The sequence below is a fragment of the Pseudoalteromonas sp. B131b genome, assembly GCF_037162545.1.
Taxonomy (GTDB): domain Bacteria; phylum Pseudomonadota; class Gammaproteobacteria; order Enterobacterales; family Alteromonadaceae; genus Pseudoalteromonas; species Pseudoalteromonas fuliginea.
In genome coordinates, this window is record NZ_JARLUZ010000001.1 from 1,701,463 (window position 1) to 1,718,155 (window position 16,693).

Consider the following 16,693-nt stretch of genomic DNA (forward strand, 5'->3'; position numbering starts at 1 on the left):
GATTTAATCGGTTTAGCAGTAATACTTATATTGGTAGTTGTGGGGGCGCTATTTGTGGATTAATTGCGCTTATACAATTAAAGAGTTTGAAGCAAGATATTGCTTTTTTAAAAGCAAAAGTGAATGAGTTACAATCAAATGCCGTAGTGCAAAAACAAACTCAATGTGTCGATGCAAATATTGCACATAACCAGCCTGTGATTGCTTCAGCCAAAGTATATAAACCAGAACCCATATGCACAAATCTAGCCACTGAACCCCAAATAGCGGTTAAATCCAGTATTAACAGCACAGCTAAAACAAAACGCAAAACACCATCTCCTATCGAATTATTACTTAATAAACTACGTACAGGGTTTGAAGAGAATTGGATGACCTGGATTGGCGCAATAGCGCTTGCGTTTGGTGGCATATTTTTAGCTAAATACAGCCTAGAAGCGGGATTACTATCGCCTGTAATGAGGCTGAGTTTAGGTGGCTTATTTGGGCTTAGCTTAATTGCAGCTGCGGCTTATTTACACCATAAACGCATTGTATTTGAAGGCTTTAATAATTACATTCCCGCAGCGCTTGCCAGCGGCGGGTTTATTACCTGTTTTGCTTTAACGCTTTTAGCTTACAGTAGCTACGCTATGCTTAGCCCTACCGTGGCATTTTTTGCACTGGCTGTTATTGCGATTAGTGCAAGTGCAATGGCGCTTAGGCTAGGCCCATTATTGGCTGTATTAGGTATTATTGGCGCCTATAGTGTACCAATATGGGTTAGTACAGGCAGTGGTAACTTGTTTGCATTATTTATGTATGTTGGTTTTGTAAGTTTGTCGGCTGCGTTAGTTGCACATAAAGTACAGCGAGCTTGGTTGTGGTATTTATTATGGGCAGGGCACATTGGCTGGTATTTAGTTGGTTTTACATTACTTAAAATTAATACCGTTTGGTTAATGGGGACGTTTGCTTTACTTAGTATTATAGGGCTAATTGCTATACCACGCTTAGGTCTAAAACTGAATGTTATTGAACATCGCCCGCACAGTTTAAAGCGCTTAATTAAAGTGCTCCCAGATCATCTCTTATTACTCGCTTTTATAGCGCCCTTAATATTTACCATGTTGATAAGTCACTTTGATATGCAGTGGCAAACAGTCGGCGTGTTAAGTATTGGTTTGGTGCTATTTTTAGTCCTTAAAAATAGCCGCTGGGATATTTGGCAGGGCGTAGTGTTAGTTATTTCAACGCTATTAGTTATAAGTGCTGAGCGCACGCATTTGTCGCCAAACCTATTTGATGACGCACTCTTTATATTCAAAAATGAATACGGTTTGGGTTTATTACTCGGGTTGTTACTTACAGTTTACGGGCTTTATTACGGTAAAAAGCAATCTAAGCGTTTAGCGTTTCATATAACGGGGGCATTTAGTGTATTTGTAATGATAGCGGCTTTATATACGCTTATTCCTAACTCTGCGTTAAGTACTGCATATCCACTTTGGGCCGTTGTATTGTTTGTAGTGGCGGCTGTTTTAATAAAGCTCGCGCAGCATAATACAACGCTATTTCAGCGTTTTACTTATTGGGTAGGCGCTAATGCCAATATTACGTTAGCAATTACCATGCTACTCAGTGACAGCGGCTTAACCATTGCACTTGCTGTACAAGTATTACTTATAAGCGTGCTTATTAAGCGCTATAGCGTGCCTATGCCGCATTGGCCTATAAAAGCCTTGGTTGCTGCGTTGTTACTGCGCCTTACGCTTTCACCTTGGACACCAAGCTACGATGCGTTAACGGTATTTGGTTTGCATTGGAGTATTGTGGTTTATCCGTTATGTATTGCGTTATTTTTTGCCGCAGCTAGGTGCTTTAACACATCTCAATTAAAAGTATGGTTAGAGGGTGCGGCGCTTCATTGTTTAGCACTTTTTATTACCACCGAAACAAGTTATCAGCTAGTAGGGCATTATCCGCAATTTGATTCACTTAACTTTTACGAACAAATACTCCTTACCTGTAACTGGCTGGCATTAGGGTGCGTGTACTTACATAGAGCAAAACTTACCGGTACTTTAGCTAAGTTATATAAAGTGGCGGGTTTTGCACTTGCAGGGTTAGCGGGGCTTTTTGCTATTAAAACACTGCTTGACGACAACCCATTATTTGAATCACTTTACATAGGTGAGCTGCCAATATTTAACTGGTTATTACTATTGTGGTTAGTACCTGCAGGATTAACGCTTTGGCTGGCCAAGCTTGTAAAACCAATAAACGCTAAAGCTACGCCATTTATATTGGCCGTTGCGGGTGGGTTTATATTATTGGCAATAAACAGCTTTATTCGCCAATACTGGCAAGGGCCTTATATTTACTTATCAAAAGGCGCAAGTAATGCAGAGCTTTATAGCTACTCTGTTATTTGGTTAGTAATGGGGGCGGGTACTGTTATTTTTGGTCATTTAAAAAACCAGTTATTAATACAAAAAATAGGCTTAGGCTTACTAGCTGCTGTTATTGTTAAAGTGTTTTTAATTGATATGGCTAACTTGGAGGGCTTACTTAAAGCGCTTTCGTTTATTGGATTAGGACTTTCGTTGGTGGGGTTAAGTTGGTTATTCCAAAAGCTTAGAAGCCGAGTAAATCCAGTTTAACTTTTGAACACTTTATAAAGCAAAGCCCAGTGAAGATACTGGGCTTTTTGTTTTACGCTATTTTTACTTAAACACCTTTTGCTCGCTTATTATGTGCTGTGATTAAGCAGTGCTTTTAGTTTTCCTGGTTTAATTGGCTTACTTAAGTAATGAATATTAGCCGCTTTGGTTTCTTGTTTAAGCTCTGTGTCGCGTACTGCGGTAATTAAAATAGCAGGTACTTGGCTTTGCCAAATTTCGCGCAAGGTTTTAATTAGTGTTATTCCATCGCAGTCACTGCCTAGTTGATAATCCATTAAAATAACATCGGGTGCGCCATTTTGTTTAGCATAAGTGAGTACACTATCTACATTATCAAATAGTGTGTAATTAGCTTGCCATTTTTTAAGTAAACTCGCCATGGCGGCTAAATTTTCGGGGTCGTCGTCTACGGCTATTATATTAATTGCTGCGCGGTTTTCTATTAGGCTACTTGCAGTGTTTTTTTGCTGTACGAACAGCTTATCGCCATAAGGTACTTCAACACTAAAGCGACTGCCTTTATTGGGCTCTGAGCGTACATGCAATGGCAAGCTAAGTAAGTCAGCCATTCGCTTCACTACGCCAAGGCCTAAGCCAACGCCTTTGTTATCACCCGATTCAACACGGTAAAAGTCGTTAAATATTTTGGCTTGCTCAACTTCGCTAATACCTGGGCCGGTGTCCCATACTTCTATCAGTAGGTTGTGTTTACGGTTTCTACAAGCAATTAATACACGGCCTTTGTCAGTGTACTTGACGGCATTAGATACTAAGTTTTGAATAATTCGGCGTAAATAGGTTATGTCGCTGTGTACGATTTGTTGATTTGAACGCACCGTTAGTTTAAGCCCTTTATCACTAGATAATATTGCGTATTCGCTTTGTAATGGCGCTAAAATTTCATCAATGCAAAAATGGCGAGGCGTTGGGGTCATCGCGCCTTGTTCTAGTTTGGCTATTTCGAGCAAAGCTGACATTAAATGCACGGTTGAGTCGAGGCTGTCGCCCAATTTATCAAAGTTATTTTGGTTGGTGCTATCGAGCTGCTTTTCGTCAATAGCAGCAAGGTATAAACGCGCTGCATTAAGCGGCTGTAAAATATCGTGGCTTGCCAACGCTAAAAATCGCGTTTTACTGTCGTTAGCTTTCTCTGCTTCACGCTTGGCTAAAGTAAGTGCTTGCTCTGTTTGTACGCGACTGTCTATTTGTGCTTGTAAGTCTTTATTAATTGTTTGTACTTCTTGGGTGCGTGCTTCTATGCGATTTTCAAGATCCATGTTTACTTCTTCAAGGGCATTTTGTGTGCTTATATGATTTGTAATATCCGAAAAGCTAGTAACAAAACCGCCATCAGGCAGCGGGTTACCAATCATCTCAAATACTTGGCCGTTACGGCGGTGGCGAATAAAATGATGGGAACTGCCATTTTTTAAGTGCTGCACACGTTTTTCTACTTGGCGTTCTATTTCGCCAGGGCCACATTCACCACGGTTGGCGTTGTACCTAATAATATCTTCAATATGTTGGCCTACTTCTAAAAAGCCCTCTGGGTAGCCAAACATTTCACCATAGCGTTTGTTCCATGCAACAAGTTTTAAGTCTTTATCGACTACTGAAATACCATGACTTAAATTTTCGAGCGAGGTAAACAATAAATTTTGATTAAACTGCAGTGCTTGTGTCGTTTCGTCAAAAAAGTTTACAACCTCTTCAAACGCCATACGCTTACCCGACGATACCGTATGTATTAATGCTTGTGCCGATGAGGCGCCTAACACACCCGTAAGAGCACGCTCACAATAAGCAATAAATTCAGGTTCAGGGTGAGCGTTGTTGTCACTTAAATGATGTGCCAATGCGTAATGCGCGAGGACTTGTTGGCTACGCTGAATACCCAAAAAAGTTTGCAGTAATATTTTAAAATCGTAAACCGTGGCTTTTACATCTTTATTTAAACGCCTTGCTAAAATAGCCTGATCTTTTGGGTTAACAAATGCAGCCGCTTGAATTTTATCGATTAGACGCTCTTCTGCGCCTAATGAAAAGCTAATATAACAACCAATATTGGCAAATAAGGCAATGAGCGTCCCGCGTGTTATGAGTGTTTGTTGTAATTCACTATTTAAGGTGTTGCCTGCATCTAAAATAGGTAGCATTAAAAATAGCACCCAACAAATAATGCCAGCTATTAAACCAGCATAAACACCGTAAGCATGACCTTTTCGCCAGTATAAACCGCCAACAATAGCGGGCAATAATTGCGTAACGAGTGAAAATGCCACTAGCCCCATACTCGCCAATGCACTGCTGTGGCCAAACCATTGTTGATAAAAATAAGCCAAGATTAGAATACCGGCAATGGTAAAACGTCTTACCAATAAAATTTGCGATTTGTAGCTGGTGGTAATTAAGTTACGTTTAAATTTACGGCGTAATATTAATGGCAATACAACATCATTTGAGATCATAGTACTTAATGTAAGTGTTGCGACCACTATCATTGCGGTGGCGGCAGACAACCCGCCTATAAATACAAAAGTGGTTAAAAATGCATTGTCGTTAATTAACGGTAGGGCAAGTACAAAGCTGTCGGGGGAATAACCACTGCCGATTTCAGGATGGATTGCGGCAGTTGCAATGGGTAAAATCATCGCAGCAGTCAATAACAAATACAGAGGAAAAGCCCAGCGAGCAGTAAATAAATGACGTTTATTTTGGTTGTCTACAACGGTGACATGAAATTGGCGTGGTAAGCATATAATGGCAGCTGCAGCCATTAACGACTGACCAATAAAGTTAAAACTGAAAAAGTTAAAATCGCTCCAGTGATCCCAAATTGATTCGGTGATTTTACTTGAGGTTGATTCGGGCAAATTAAATAGTGTAAATATGGCAAGTCCTGCCACAGCCATAAGTGCAATAAGTTTAATCATTGATTCAAAGGCAACAGCAAGCATTAAGCCTGAGCGATATTCGGTCACATCGACTTTGCGCGTACCAAAAAATATAGCAAATAAAGCCATAATTAATGTGGCAGAAAGCGCGAGCATATCGCCGGATATTTTATTACTGTTTTGCAAAAGTAAAAAGCTGGTACTGAGTGCTTTTAGTTGTAGTGCGATATAAGGAATAGTCGCCAGTAACGCGATAACTGTTACCATAATTGCAGTAGTTTGGCGCTTACCGTAACGAGCAGAGATGAAATCGGCAATAGTGGTTATGTTTTGTTTTTTACTCACCAACACTAATTTACGTAAAAAGCCTTGTCCGAAAAAAAACAACAATGCAGGACCAAGCAAAATAGGTAAGTAGCTCCAGCTACTAGTCGCCGCAGTTCCTACTGACCCATAGTAGGTCCATGAAGTACAATAAATACCTAATGAAAATGAGTAAACAAAAGGGTGGTGGCTAATGCGTTTTGCTAAAGGCGTCGTTTTATCACCCCAGTTAGCCAGCCAAAACAGCACACCTATATATCCTAAAGCAACAATAATGAGTACGGCAGTCATGTTGTTATTAAACCTTATTATTTAAAATAGCCCCCCAACCCTATGAGGGATTAACACAATACCAGAACTCAGGTTAAGTGTGAGGGTTGAATTTAAATCATAATTTTAGTTTTGTTTTTATCTTTTTGAATATTAAAGATAAAAATAAAATAACTTATAGCATTAGACTAATGTCGCATTAATTTAGTACTTAGCTTCTTTATAACCCTAAAACTCAACTTAAAAACCTTAACAGGCTGAAAAATAACAAAAATAGCTATTTAGGTTTAGTTGTTTTTATACAGTTTACGTAAACGTTAATAAGCTGTTACGACTATGGTCGCAATTCAATCTTGAGACAGCATTGCTAAATTGGTAAGTGAAGATAAAAAACCACTCATCGCGATATTGCGGTGCTTAAAGGGGAAAACAAAAATGGCTTTTAAAGATGAAGAACAAGCAAAAGCTTATTGGGCAGAAAACATTTCACTGTTATTTAAACTATTAGCAGTGTGGTTTATCGTGTCTTTCGGCTTTGGCATATTACTGGTTGATGTACTTAATGAAGTGCGTTTTTTTGGGTTTAAACTTGGCTTCTGGTTCGCCCAGCAAGGCGCGATTTATACCTTTGTTGCTTTGATTTTTGTGTACGTTTTCAAAATGAATACGTTAGATAAAAAATACGGCGTAGACGAATAGGAGCTAAGCAATGGATGTTCAAACACTCACGTTTATAATTGTTGGTTTAAGCTTTGCGCTTTATATCGGCATAGCAATTTGGGCCCGAGCGGGTTCAACTAAAGAGTTTTATGTAGCAGGCGGCGGCGTACCTCCTCTTGCTAATGGTATGGCAACAGCCGCGGATTGGATGAGCGCCGCGTCGTTTATTTCAATGGCGGGTATTATTTCGTTTGCAGGTTACGATGGCAGCGTTTACTTAATGGGGTGGACTGGTGGTTATGTACTATTAGCTATGTGTTTAGCGCCTTACTTACGTAAATTCGGCAAGTTTACCGTGCCTGACTTTATTGGCGACCGTTACTATTCACGCACCGCGCGTTTAGTGGCAATTGTATGTGCCATATTCATTTGTTTCACTTACATTGCAGGGCAAATGCGTGGTGTAGGCGTGGTATTTTCACGCTTTTTAGAAGTAGAAATTGAAACCGGTGTTTACATTGGTATGGTGATTGTATTTTTCTACGCCGTACTTGGCGGTATGAAAGGCATTACCTACACGCAAGTAGCGCAGTACTGTGTACTTGTATTTGCATACCTTGTACCAGCCATTTTTATCTCGATGATGATGACGGGTCACTTCTTCCCACAAACAGGTTTTGGTGCCACATTAATTGGCAGCGATGGCGTGTACGTACTTGATAAACTGGACGGTCTAAGCGCTGAGCTTGGTTTTGCACAGTACACCGAAGGCTCTAAGAGCATGATTGACGTGTTCGCTATTACTGGTGCATTAATGGTAGGTACTGCTGGTTTACCACATGTAATTGTTCGCTTTTTCACTGTACCTCGCGTAAAAGACACGCGTATTTCTGCAGCATGGACACTTGTGTTCATTGCGATTGTTTATACTACAGCACCTGCGGTTGCAGCCTTTGCTCGCGTAAACATGGTTGATACTATTAATGGTAAAGACGGTAGTGGTACAGCTTACGCAGAAGCACCAGGATGGATTAAAAACTGGGAACGCACAGGTTTAATTACATTTGATGACAAAAACGGCGATGGAAAAATGTTCTACACGGCGGGTAAAATCACCGATCCGAACAGTGCTAACGAAGTAAACGTAGACCGCGACATTATGGTATTAGCTAATCCAGAGATTGCTAACTTACCAGCGTGGGTAATCGCACTTGTAGCTGCGGGTGGTATTGCCGCTGCACTGTCTACAACAGCAGGTTTGCTACTGGTTATTTCGACCTCTGTTTCGCACGATTTACTCAAGCGAACTCTCAAGCCCGATATTACCGACAAGCAAGAGTTACTTGCAGCGAGGTTGGCAGCCATGGTCGCTATTGTTATCTCCGCGTACTTTGGTATTAACCCGCCTGGATTTGTGGCATCGGTAGTGGCATTTGCATTCGGCTTGGCGGCAGCGAGTTTCTTCCCAGCAATTATTATGGGTATATTCTCTAAAACAATGAACCGCGAAGGCGCAATTGCAGGCATGGTAACGGGTATTGGCTTTACCGCTGCGTATATCATTTTCTTCAAGTTTGTTAGCCCAGAGCTAAACAGCCCTGAAAACTGGTTCTTAGGTATTTCACCTGAAGGTATTGGCTTAATTGGTATGATTATTAACTTTGCAGTAGCTGCAATTGTTCTTAAGTTTACTAAACCTACACCAGTTGAAATTCAACTAATGGTTGAAGGTATTCGTAACCCTAAAGGATCGGCTGAAGCGCATGACCATTAGCCACAATTTATAAGTTACAGTTTAGAAAACATAAAGCACCAAAAGCCCGACTTTAGTCGGGCTTTTTATTTGTTTAATAAATAAGTACATTGGTGTTGTGTATACTTTTTAATGAGTACAACAATGAGTGTAGAGCAACAAGAAATAGCCCAATACGTTTGTTTGCAAGCGCCTTTTACACTGCTTGATAGCAGCGCATACGAATATTTTGTAAATCATCTTGATATTATTTACCTCACCCGCGAAAACCAAACGCAGTGGTTACAAAGTGAAAACCCTAAACTATTTTTAATTCGCTCTGGTTTGTACGACCTAGTTGATGGCAAGGGGGATGTTGTTACACGCTTAGCGCAAGGTGATTATTTTGGTTTTCCGTCGCTGTTAACCGGCGAAGCAATTCAAAATAGGTTAGAGGTACAAAAAGAAGGCATAGTGTATATGCTCTCTCAAACGCATTTTGATTATTTACGCCGAGAATACAAATCGTTTGAGCAATACTTTGTACGCGCTCATGCTAACCGGTTGTTGTCATCGCATTATAAAAGTAAAAACGATAGCTGGTCTGAGCGTAAAATATCAGAGTTGATGGCACGCACAGCGATTACGCTTGCGCCTGATGCAAGCATTAGGCAAAGCGCTAAAAAAATGAAACAGCAGGGTGTGTCGTCAATAATGATAACGCAGCATGCACATTTAGTTGGCGTGGTTACCGATCGTGATTTACGTAACCGCGTACTCGCCGACGAGGTAAACCCCCAAGATGCAGTAAGTAGCATTATGACCGCTAAGCCCAAGTTTATATTTGAAAATAATCGAGTGTTTTCAGCGCTGCACTTAATGCTTAAGCATAATATTCATCACTTACCGGTTCTTGATGAAAACCATAAACCGATAGGAATGATAACCAGCACCGACTTATTACGCCAACAAAAAAGTGACCCCGTGCAGCTTATTGGGCGCATTTATAAAGCGCACACTATTACTGACTTAAAACGCTATGCAAAAGAAATCCCTGAGTTATTGCGTGGTTTTTCGTACAACATTGACGACATATCGCTAATTGGTAAATTACTAAGTGGATTAACCGATGCGCTTACATCACGACTTATTCACTTATTTCAAGAAGAGCATGGCGCAGCGCCAACCAGCTTTAGTTTTATTTGCTTTGGCTCGCAAGCACGCGAAGAGCAAACTCTGCACTCAGATCAAGATAACGGCTTATTACTTCCTAACGACTTAAGCACTGATCAGCAAGCTTACTTTAAAAGCATGGGGGAATTTGTATGTGAGAACTTAGTTGAATGCGGCATTAGGCGTTGCCCAGGTAATATTATGGCAAGCAGCGATGAGTGCCGAATGAGCGTAAACGACTGGAGCGAGCGCTTTTTTAAATGGATAAAAAGCCCCACACCAGATGCGATGCTTAATTGTAAAATATTTTTTGACCTGCGCTTTATTGAAGGTTCAAACGCTTTATACACCGCTTTTTGCGAGCAGCTAATTCGTATATCGCGTAACGACTTATTCTATGCTGCAATGGCAACCGACATAAGTAGTAACAGCGTGCCAATTGGTTTATTTAATAAATTTAAAACCGAAAAAACCGATGAAAATAATAAATACATAGATTTAAAAAAACGCGGTGTCGTAATTATAAATGACATAGTGCGGTTATACGCTTTAAAAGCGGGTATTAAGCGAGCTAATACCCAAGAGCGACTAGAGGCACTGCTCAAACATAAATTGCTTAGCAAAGAAGATATATACAACCTAAAAGATTGCTGGCGGTTTTTAACGCAGCTTCGTTTGAGTACACAAATAAACGAAGAAGGTTTACCAAGTAATTGTATTAATCCTAATAAATTAAACTCACTAGAGCGCCATCAACTAAAAGAAGCGTTTTACCTTGTTAAACAAGCGCAGCAAGCTGCTGCGTTTAAGTTTGCTCGCGGCAGTTTATAATGATGGATTACTAACATGGTAAAAAAGCTGCTCACTCGGTACTTAAAGCGCCGTAAATTACTAGGCAAAAATGCCTTGCAACAGCGTTACTTAGTGATTGATTTAGAGCTCACTGGCCTTGATGCAAAACAGCACGAAATTGTATCGGTAGCGTGGGTGGTAATAGATAATCAATGTATAAAAATGAGTGAGTCGCAGCATATTATCAATAAAGACGTTATAAGCCTCGAACAAAGCCCTGTTTTTCATGGGATCAGCGACGATGCTATAACAAAGGGACAGAGCTTGTGCTGTATATTAACGCAACTAAGCAGCCACTTTAGTAATTGTATTTTAGTGTTTCATAATGCCATGCTCGATTGGGGCTTTTTAAAAATAGCCTTAAAAAATGCCAATATAACAACGCGGCCTAAACTGATACTCGACACCCTTCACATCGAGAAAAAGCGCTTACTCAACCAGTCAACTGAAATAAAACAAGATGATTTAACTCTTAATGCATGCCGCACACGTTATGAGTTACCAAGCTATCATTGCCATCATGCGTTAACCGATGCACAAGCGACCGCCGAGTTACTGCTAGCCCAGTGCCATCAAATAAGCCGTGGCAAAGAGTTAAAAGTAGGCGAGTTGGCGTAGGTTGGCTGTAGGTGGGGCTTTATGCCGCGCGAGATAAACTCCCGCCTACAATAAAGGACAGTTTACTTTTATTGTTATCCGTATGACTATAGGTACAGTTGCGTAATCATTATCTAACTAATTACTTCAAGGAACGAATATGAAACTCATTCTCACTATTTTTCTAACATTATTCCCACTCATCACTTTTGCTAATTCAAGCTTAGCTACAAATCGTCATATTACGGTTCAAGGGACTGCTGAGATATTAGTTGAGCCTGACATGGCTCAAGTTTCTTTTGAAGTAACGAGCATTAAAGATACGTTGCTTGAGGCTAAACGAGATCTTGATACCCAGATTAACTTGTTACTTGAAGGAGTCGATAAATACGGTTTTGAGCAAGACGATATTTTTGTATCTGGTTTAAAAAGCAATGTATACAATATTATTGGTACAGAAACGGGGACTGTTTCAGGCGATAAATACTTAGCGCTAAAAACGGTTAAAGTAACAATAAACGATATTAAAAAAATAGATGGTTTTATTGAATTTGCACAAAGTCTAAAAATAAATAATGTTATAGCAATCGAGAGTTTATCTTCAAAAGCAAAGTTGTTAGAGGCGCAGGCAACACAAGCAGCAGTAGATGACGCAATAGCTAAAGGAAGCATGCTTGCTAAAGCATTTGGCGCTGAACTTGGAAAAATTTATAGTATTAATTCAACTGCTAATCATCAAAGATACCCTACAAATAACGTTAAGAGTTTTATTTTTTCAGGTTCGGGTGCTAACTCAAATCCATTCGAACAGGTGCGGTATGTGGATGAAACAATCATTTTTACATCATCAATAAACGTGGTGTTTGATTTAGACGTAAAATAATAACAGTAAGTACGGGGAACTCCAGGGCAAGAGCATGAAAAAAGTCTATGCGTTCAGTACCTTTTCAAGGTAGGCTGTACTGCGCATAGCTTTTTTCTGTTTTGCGGGCATGCCTTTACTAAAGCTTTTTTCTGCTTTTAGCTGATTAAATGCGATGTGTCTCAGCCCCGCAAATACAGGTGCTGCACCTTCGCGCCTAATTCGACACTCATCTTCTTTAAATCCTACATCTAAACGCCAATGTAATCCATTTTCTATTTGCCAATGTTGTCGTGCTCCTCTCGCGAGTTCTTCCGCTGTTAAATTCGCTGAACTAATATAGTATCTATAGCATAACTCATTGCTTAATTTACCTTTTTCTTTTCTATAAGAAACAATAACACCCACTGTTTTTACACCTTCCCAGTGTATCGTTTCTGATAAACCGCTCACGTTATGGCTCACTGCACAGCACCTAAATTCTTCTCTATTTTTTTGATAATCGGCTTCGTTAAACAAGAGCCCATCAGATGCTTGTCGTGCTACCTCAGGTAATAACACATCTTCTATTTGTGACAGTAGCTTTTTATGGTTTGCTTTTACCGCAAGTAAGTAATCGGCTTCTTTACCAACTATTTTTTTTGCAATTGATTTTTGACACCCCATAGCGTCAATCGTTACTAAGCAGCCTTTTATCTCTAATAATTCAAGCAGCTCTGGCAACGCTTTTATTTCATTCGACTTTTTATCAACTGGGCATTGTGCCAAAACAACACCATTTTCGCATGCAAATGCACTGATCATATAAAGCGCATCGCGTCTATCTGACTGATTAAATGAACCTTTCAATCGTTTACCGTCAATAGCAACTACACCGCCTTGAGTTAATTTGGAGCAGGCTTTCATCCAAGAAGAAAAGGAATCTTGGAATTGCGTCATGTCAATACGGCTCATTACACGAGCAATTGTGTCATGGCGAGGGATCCCTTGTTCAAGAAGAACATATTTTCTGAGCCAATCTAGTCTATCATGACCAAAATCTTCAATCTCTTCCCAGCCCTGACAGCCTGAAACAACAGCGCTAACAGCTAAGAATATGATATCAAATAGTTTATGAACAACTTTACCTTGTTGGCGAGGGTCGTCGATTGATTCGAAATATTTAAATAGCTGAATGTTAGACATGGGGATGCTCCTTAAAAAAGGAGTATAAGATCATACTTTTAAGTCAAGGTAAAGTTCGTGATCTTGCCCTGCGGGGAACTCTTTAACGAATTTTTTTTGTTTAATTTTTAGCTTTTTTATAAAAACAATTTGGATTTAAATTCATCTATATCGATAGGTTTTGATAATAAATATCCTTGAAAAAATTGCATCCTAATGACTTTAAATAATCTAACTGAAATTCAGTTTCAACACCTTCAGCCACTACATTTAAATCATATAAATTAGCTAAAGACAAAATCACTTCAACCATAGAGTTCTTATTTTTATTACTTATCGTAGTTTCATTAATGTTATTAATGAAACTACGATCTATTTTTAAAGTGTTAATCGGATAGTTTTGCAACTGATTAAAGGCTGTATATCCAGTGCCAAAGTCATCCAAGGATAACTTAAAGCCTTCATTTTTTAATTGTTCTAGAGTTCGAGTTGCATTTTCTTCTCTAGTTATTAAGCTTGTTTCTGTTATTTCAAACTCGATTATTTCGGGGGGAATATTATACTTTGTTATTAATTTAAGTATTTTCCCAATGAAAGACTCTGAATTTAGCTCCAAAGCTGAAATGTTTATAGCAAAAAAGAATTTTTTATTTTTAATCATTGGTAATATTTTTTTATTTCATTAAATGCTTTTTCAATTACTATAAAGTCAATTCTTGATATTAGGCCTGCTTCCTCCGCTATAGGAATATATTTATCTGGCCCATGTTTTTTTAAAATTTCGTCGTCATTTCTAATTAGTATTTCTACACCAATCATTTCATTAGAATTATAAATAGGCATGAAATTTAGAAAAAAGGACTTTATTTCTATCGCGCGGTCCAGTGCTATAATAATTTCGTTTTTGACGACTAGTTCATTTGATAATTTTTCATTAAAAAACTCTATTCTATTTTTCCCCGTTTTTTTAGCTTTGAACATAGCTTGATCAGCATCGCTAATTGCCTGTAAAGGTGTTAATTTGAGATCGTTAGTTGTTGATACTCCAATACAAGCATCTAATTTGAACTTTACACGCTCTATATACATTGATAAATTAATTTTTTTTAATAACTCATTGGCTGTTTCGGTAATATGAAAATTATTATTCGAGACTTTCAATACAACTATAAACTCATCACCTGCGACTCTTGATACCGTACCATCGAGGACATTTTTATTTGTTTTTACTTCATCTATAAATGTAATAAGTTTTTGGCTAATTTCTTTAAGCAATAAGTCACCGACAGTATGGCCATAAGTATCGTTTACCCGTTTAAAATTATCGATATCTATGTAGTAGAAAACAAGCTGTGTAGTGGGCTCTAAATTTTTAAACTGATGCTTAATCCAAAAAGTAATACTTCTCCTATTATTAATACCTGTTAGATAGTCTTTGTTAGCTTCTTTAATTAATTTCAATTCATTTCTTTTCAAGTTTTTCGAATATAAATATGAGATAATTATAGTTATCGAAATACTAATAGATAAACCAATGACTACTCGGATAACTTGTTGGAAACTAACTGCGTATAACGAAGCTATAGCGAAAATCAAGCTAATTAAGAGAGCTTTGTTTGTCGTATTCGTATAGTACATCACGATAATAAAAGGATAGAGGTAAACAATTCCCCGCACATCAAAATAATAAGATGTATATATAATACCAAGCCCTAAAATATAAGTTAAAAGCTTCTTATGATAACTTTTCAAACCATAACGAACAGCTGTTATTGCACAGTATAAAAGAAATATTAGATTAATAAGACAAAACCAAGCCATCTCTGATGCACCATACATAGAGTGATAGTATGTATAAGATGCCCAAGGGACCATGCCTAAAAACATGAGTATAATGTATACTCTATTTGAATTTTTATTTGTAGCCATTAATAACCCTGAAAATAAACAATGTTGTTATTTGTGCCTAATATTAACACGAACAAGAGTAGGAGATACAGCCGGGGAACACAGAGAGGGTGATACATTTTGTAAAATAATGTGATTTAATAGAACTCATTATTTATAGCATATTATTTGAGCCTCATAGATTTCCTTTTGCTAAGATAAATGGATTAGATTTTCTCGAAAAACAGCTCTGGTCATTTAGTTTTGTTAGTAGGCTTGTTTACAGCAATTGGTTTGGCAACTTTAATCGTATACACGATAAACCAATATCAGCGGTCAAATACTATGGTGGTAGTAGGATGGCAGGTTGTTTTAAATAGGTATCTAAGTCATAGCTGCTAGATGATTACGTAACTTAAATGTTTTGAAATATATTTGTACTTTACTCTTAATTTAAAGTTTCTAATGCTTCCCTCTTATAATCAGATGCAAGGTCGATTACAATACAGCCATCTAAAAGGCATATTGCCTTTATCTGCACGCTAAAAGAGTGGATTTTATATTTCATGGCAATCAAACTTGCAATTAATGGTTTTGGTCGTATTGGTCGAAATATTGTCCGCGCGTTATACGAGTCTGGTTTGAGCGACGATATAAAAATTGTTGCGATTAACGAACTTGCTGATCCTGAAGCTATTGCTCATTTATTAAAATACGACACATCCCACGGTCGTTTTTCTTTTCCTGTAAAACTTGGTGAAGACACCATTAGTGTTGCAGGCGATACCATTGCACTTTTTTGTGAAGAAAACCCAATTGAATTACCTTGGCAAACGCTCGATGTAGACGTTGTACTTGAATGTACAGGTGTTTATCACTCGCGCGAACATGCGCAGTTACATATTACAGCAGGTGCTAAAAAGGTGTTGTTTTCACATCCGGCCGACAACGATGTTGATGCCACTATTGTGTATGGTATTAACGACGATGAGCTTAAAAGCGAACATACAATTGTGTCTAACGGCTCGTGTACAACTAACTGTGTTGTGCCGGTTATTAAAGTATTAGATGATGCATTTGGTATTGAGTCGGGCGCTATTACAACGATTCATGCGTCGATGAACGATCAACAAGTGATTGATGGTTATCATCATGATTTACGCCGTACTCGCGCTGCAAGCCAATCAATTATTCCAGTTGATACAAAGCTTGCCCGTGGTATAGACCGTATTTTACCTAAGTTTAAAGGTCGTTTTGAGGCCATTGCCGTACGAGTTCCGACTATAAATGTAACGGCAATGGATTTAAGTGTAACGGTTAATACCGATGTAGATTTGAACGCAGTAAATAATGCACTTAAAGCACAAGCAAAAGATCGCTTAGAAGGTATTTTAAGTTATACCGAAGAGCCGCTTGTATCGATTGATTTTAATCACGACCCACATTCTTGTATTATTGATGGCACACAAACACGTGTTAGTCACAAACGACTGATAAAGTTATTAGTATGGTGTGATAATGAATGGGGTTTTGCTAATCGTATGCTCGACACAGCGCGTGCTATGATGGCAGTGAATAAGTAATTTATTAATATAATAATTTTAAACGTATTTTT

At 38.5% G+C, this 16,693-nt stretch carries 11 protein-coding genes; 7 read left to right on the top strand and 4 right to left on the bottom strand.

Annotated features, from left to right (window positions below; all coding sequences use genetic code 11):
• The first annotated feature begins 86 nt into the window (after window positions 1-86).
• The gene (locus P4S65_RS07760; protein ID WP_442961859.1) at window positions 87-2,642 is read left to right on the top strand and encodes a DUF2339 domain-containing protein; all 2,556 of its coding nucleotides are present in this window, start codon (window positions 87-89) and stop codon (window positions 2,640-2,642) included.
• Window positions 2,643-2,731: 89 nt separating this feature from the next.
• Here P4S65_RS07760 and P4S65_RS07765 read toward each other — a convergent pair whose 3' ends face one another.
• A complete protein-coding gene (locus P4S65_RS07765) occupies window positions 2,732-6,172 on the bottom strand; it encodes a PAS domain-containing hybrid sensor histidine kinase/response regulator (RefSeq protein WP_337119898.1) in 3,441 nt (1,146 codons plus the stop codon).
• 414 nt (window positions 6,173-6,586) lie between these two features.
• On the opposite strand from P4S65_RS07765, the gene P4S65_RS07770 reads away from it, so the two are divergent.
• The 5 genes from P4S65_RS07770 (at window position 6,587) to P4S65_RS07790 (ending at window position 12,048) form a co-directional block, all read left to right on the top strand.
• Window positions 6,587-6,850 carry a DUF4212 domain-containing protein gene (locus P4S65_RS07770; RefSeq protein ID WP_007377498.1) on the top strand — a complete coding sequence of 88 codons (264 nt, stop codon included), beginning with the start codon at window positions 6,587-6,589 and terminating at the stop codon, window positions 6,848-6,850.
• Window positions 6,851-6,860: 10 nt separating this feature from the next.
• Window positions 6,861-8,585, top strand: a complete 1,725-nt coding sequence (locus tag P4S65_RS07775; protein WP_169045071.1) for a sodium:solute symporter family protein — start codon at window positions 6,861-6,863, stop codon at window positions 8,583-8,585.
• Between the two features lie 123 nt (window positions 8,586-8,708).
• A complete protein-coding gene (locus tag P4S65_RS07780) occupies window positions 8,709-10,547 on the top strand; it encodes a DUF294 nucleotidyltransferase-like domain-containing protein (RefSeq protein WP_337119899.1) in 1,839 nt (612 codons plus the stop codon).
• Between the two features lie 15 nt (window positions 10,548-10,562).
• Window positions 10,563-11,186 (top strand): 3'-5' exonuclease, encoded by a 624-nt coding sequence (locus tag P4S65_RS07785; RefSeq protein ID WP_337119900.1) that lies wholly within the window; start codon window positions 10,563-10,565, stop codon window positions 11,184-11,186.
• Window positions 11,187-11,325: 139 nt separating this feature from the next.
• A complete protein-coding gene (locus tag P4S65_RS07790; RefSeq protein WP_337119901.1) occupies window positions 11,326-12,048 on the top strand; it encodes an SIMPL domain-containing protein in 723 nt (240 codons plus the stop codon).
• A 45-nt stretch (window positions 12,049-12,093) separates the two neighbouring features.
• Here the strand turns inward: P4S65_RS07790 and P4S65_RS07795 are convergent, their stop codons facing one another.
• From P4S65_RS07795 to P4S65_RS07805, 3 genes are all read right to left on the bottom strand, one after another.
• The gene (locus P4S65_RS07795; protein WP_337119902.1) at window positions 12,094-13,212 is read right to left on the bottom strand and encodes an ISAs1 family transposase; all 1,119 of its coding nucleotides are present in this window, start codon (window positions 13,210-13,212) and stop codon (window positions 12,094-12,096) included.
• A 145-nt stretch (window positions 13,213-13,357) separates the two neighbouring features.
• Window positions 13,358-13,852, bottom strand: a complete 495-nt coding sequence (locus tag P4S65_RS07800) for an EAL domain-containing protein (protein ID WP_337119903.1) — start codon at window positions 13,850-13,852, stop codon at window positions 13,358-13,360.
• Window positions 13,849-15,120, bottom strand: coding sequence for a diguanylate cyclase domain-containing protein (locus tag P4S65_RS07805; protein ID WP_337119904.1), 1,272 nt, complete (start codon window positions 15,118-15,120; stop codon window positions 13,849-13,851). The genes P4S65_RS07800 and P4S65_RS07805 overlap by 4 nt, the downstream gene beginning before the upstream one ends.
• 524 nt (window positions 15,121-15,644) lie before the next feature.
• On the opposite strand from P4S65_RS07805, the gene epd reads away from it, so the two are divergent.
• Window positions 15,645-16,661, top strand: a complete 1,017-nt coding sequence (epd, locus tag P4S65_RS07810) for an erythrose-4-phosphate dehydrogenase (protein WP_096792549.1) — start codon at window positions 15,645-15,647, stop codon at window positions 16,659-16,661.
• Window positions 16,662-16,693: the final 32 nt, after the last annotated feature.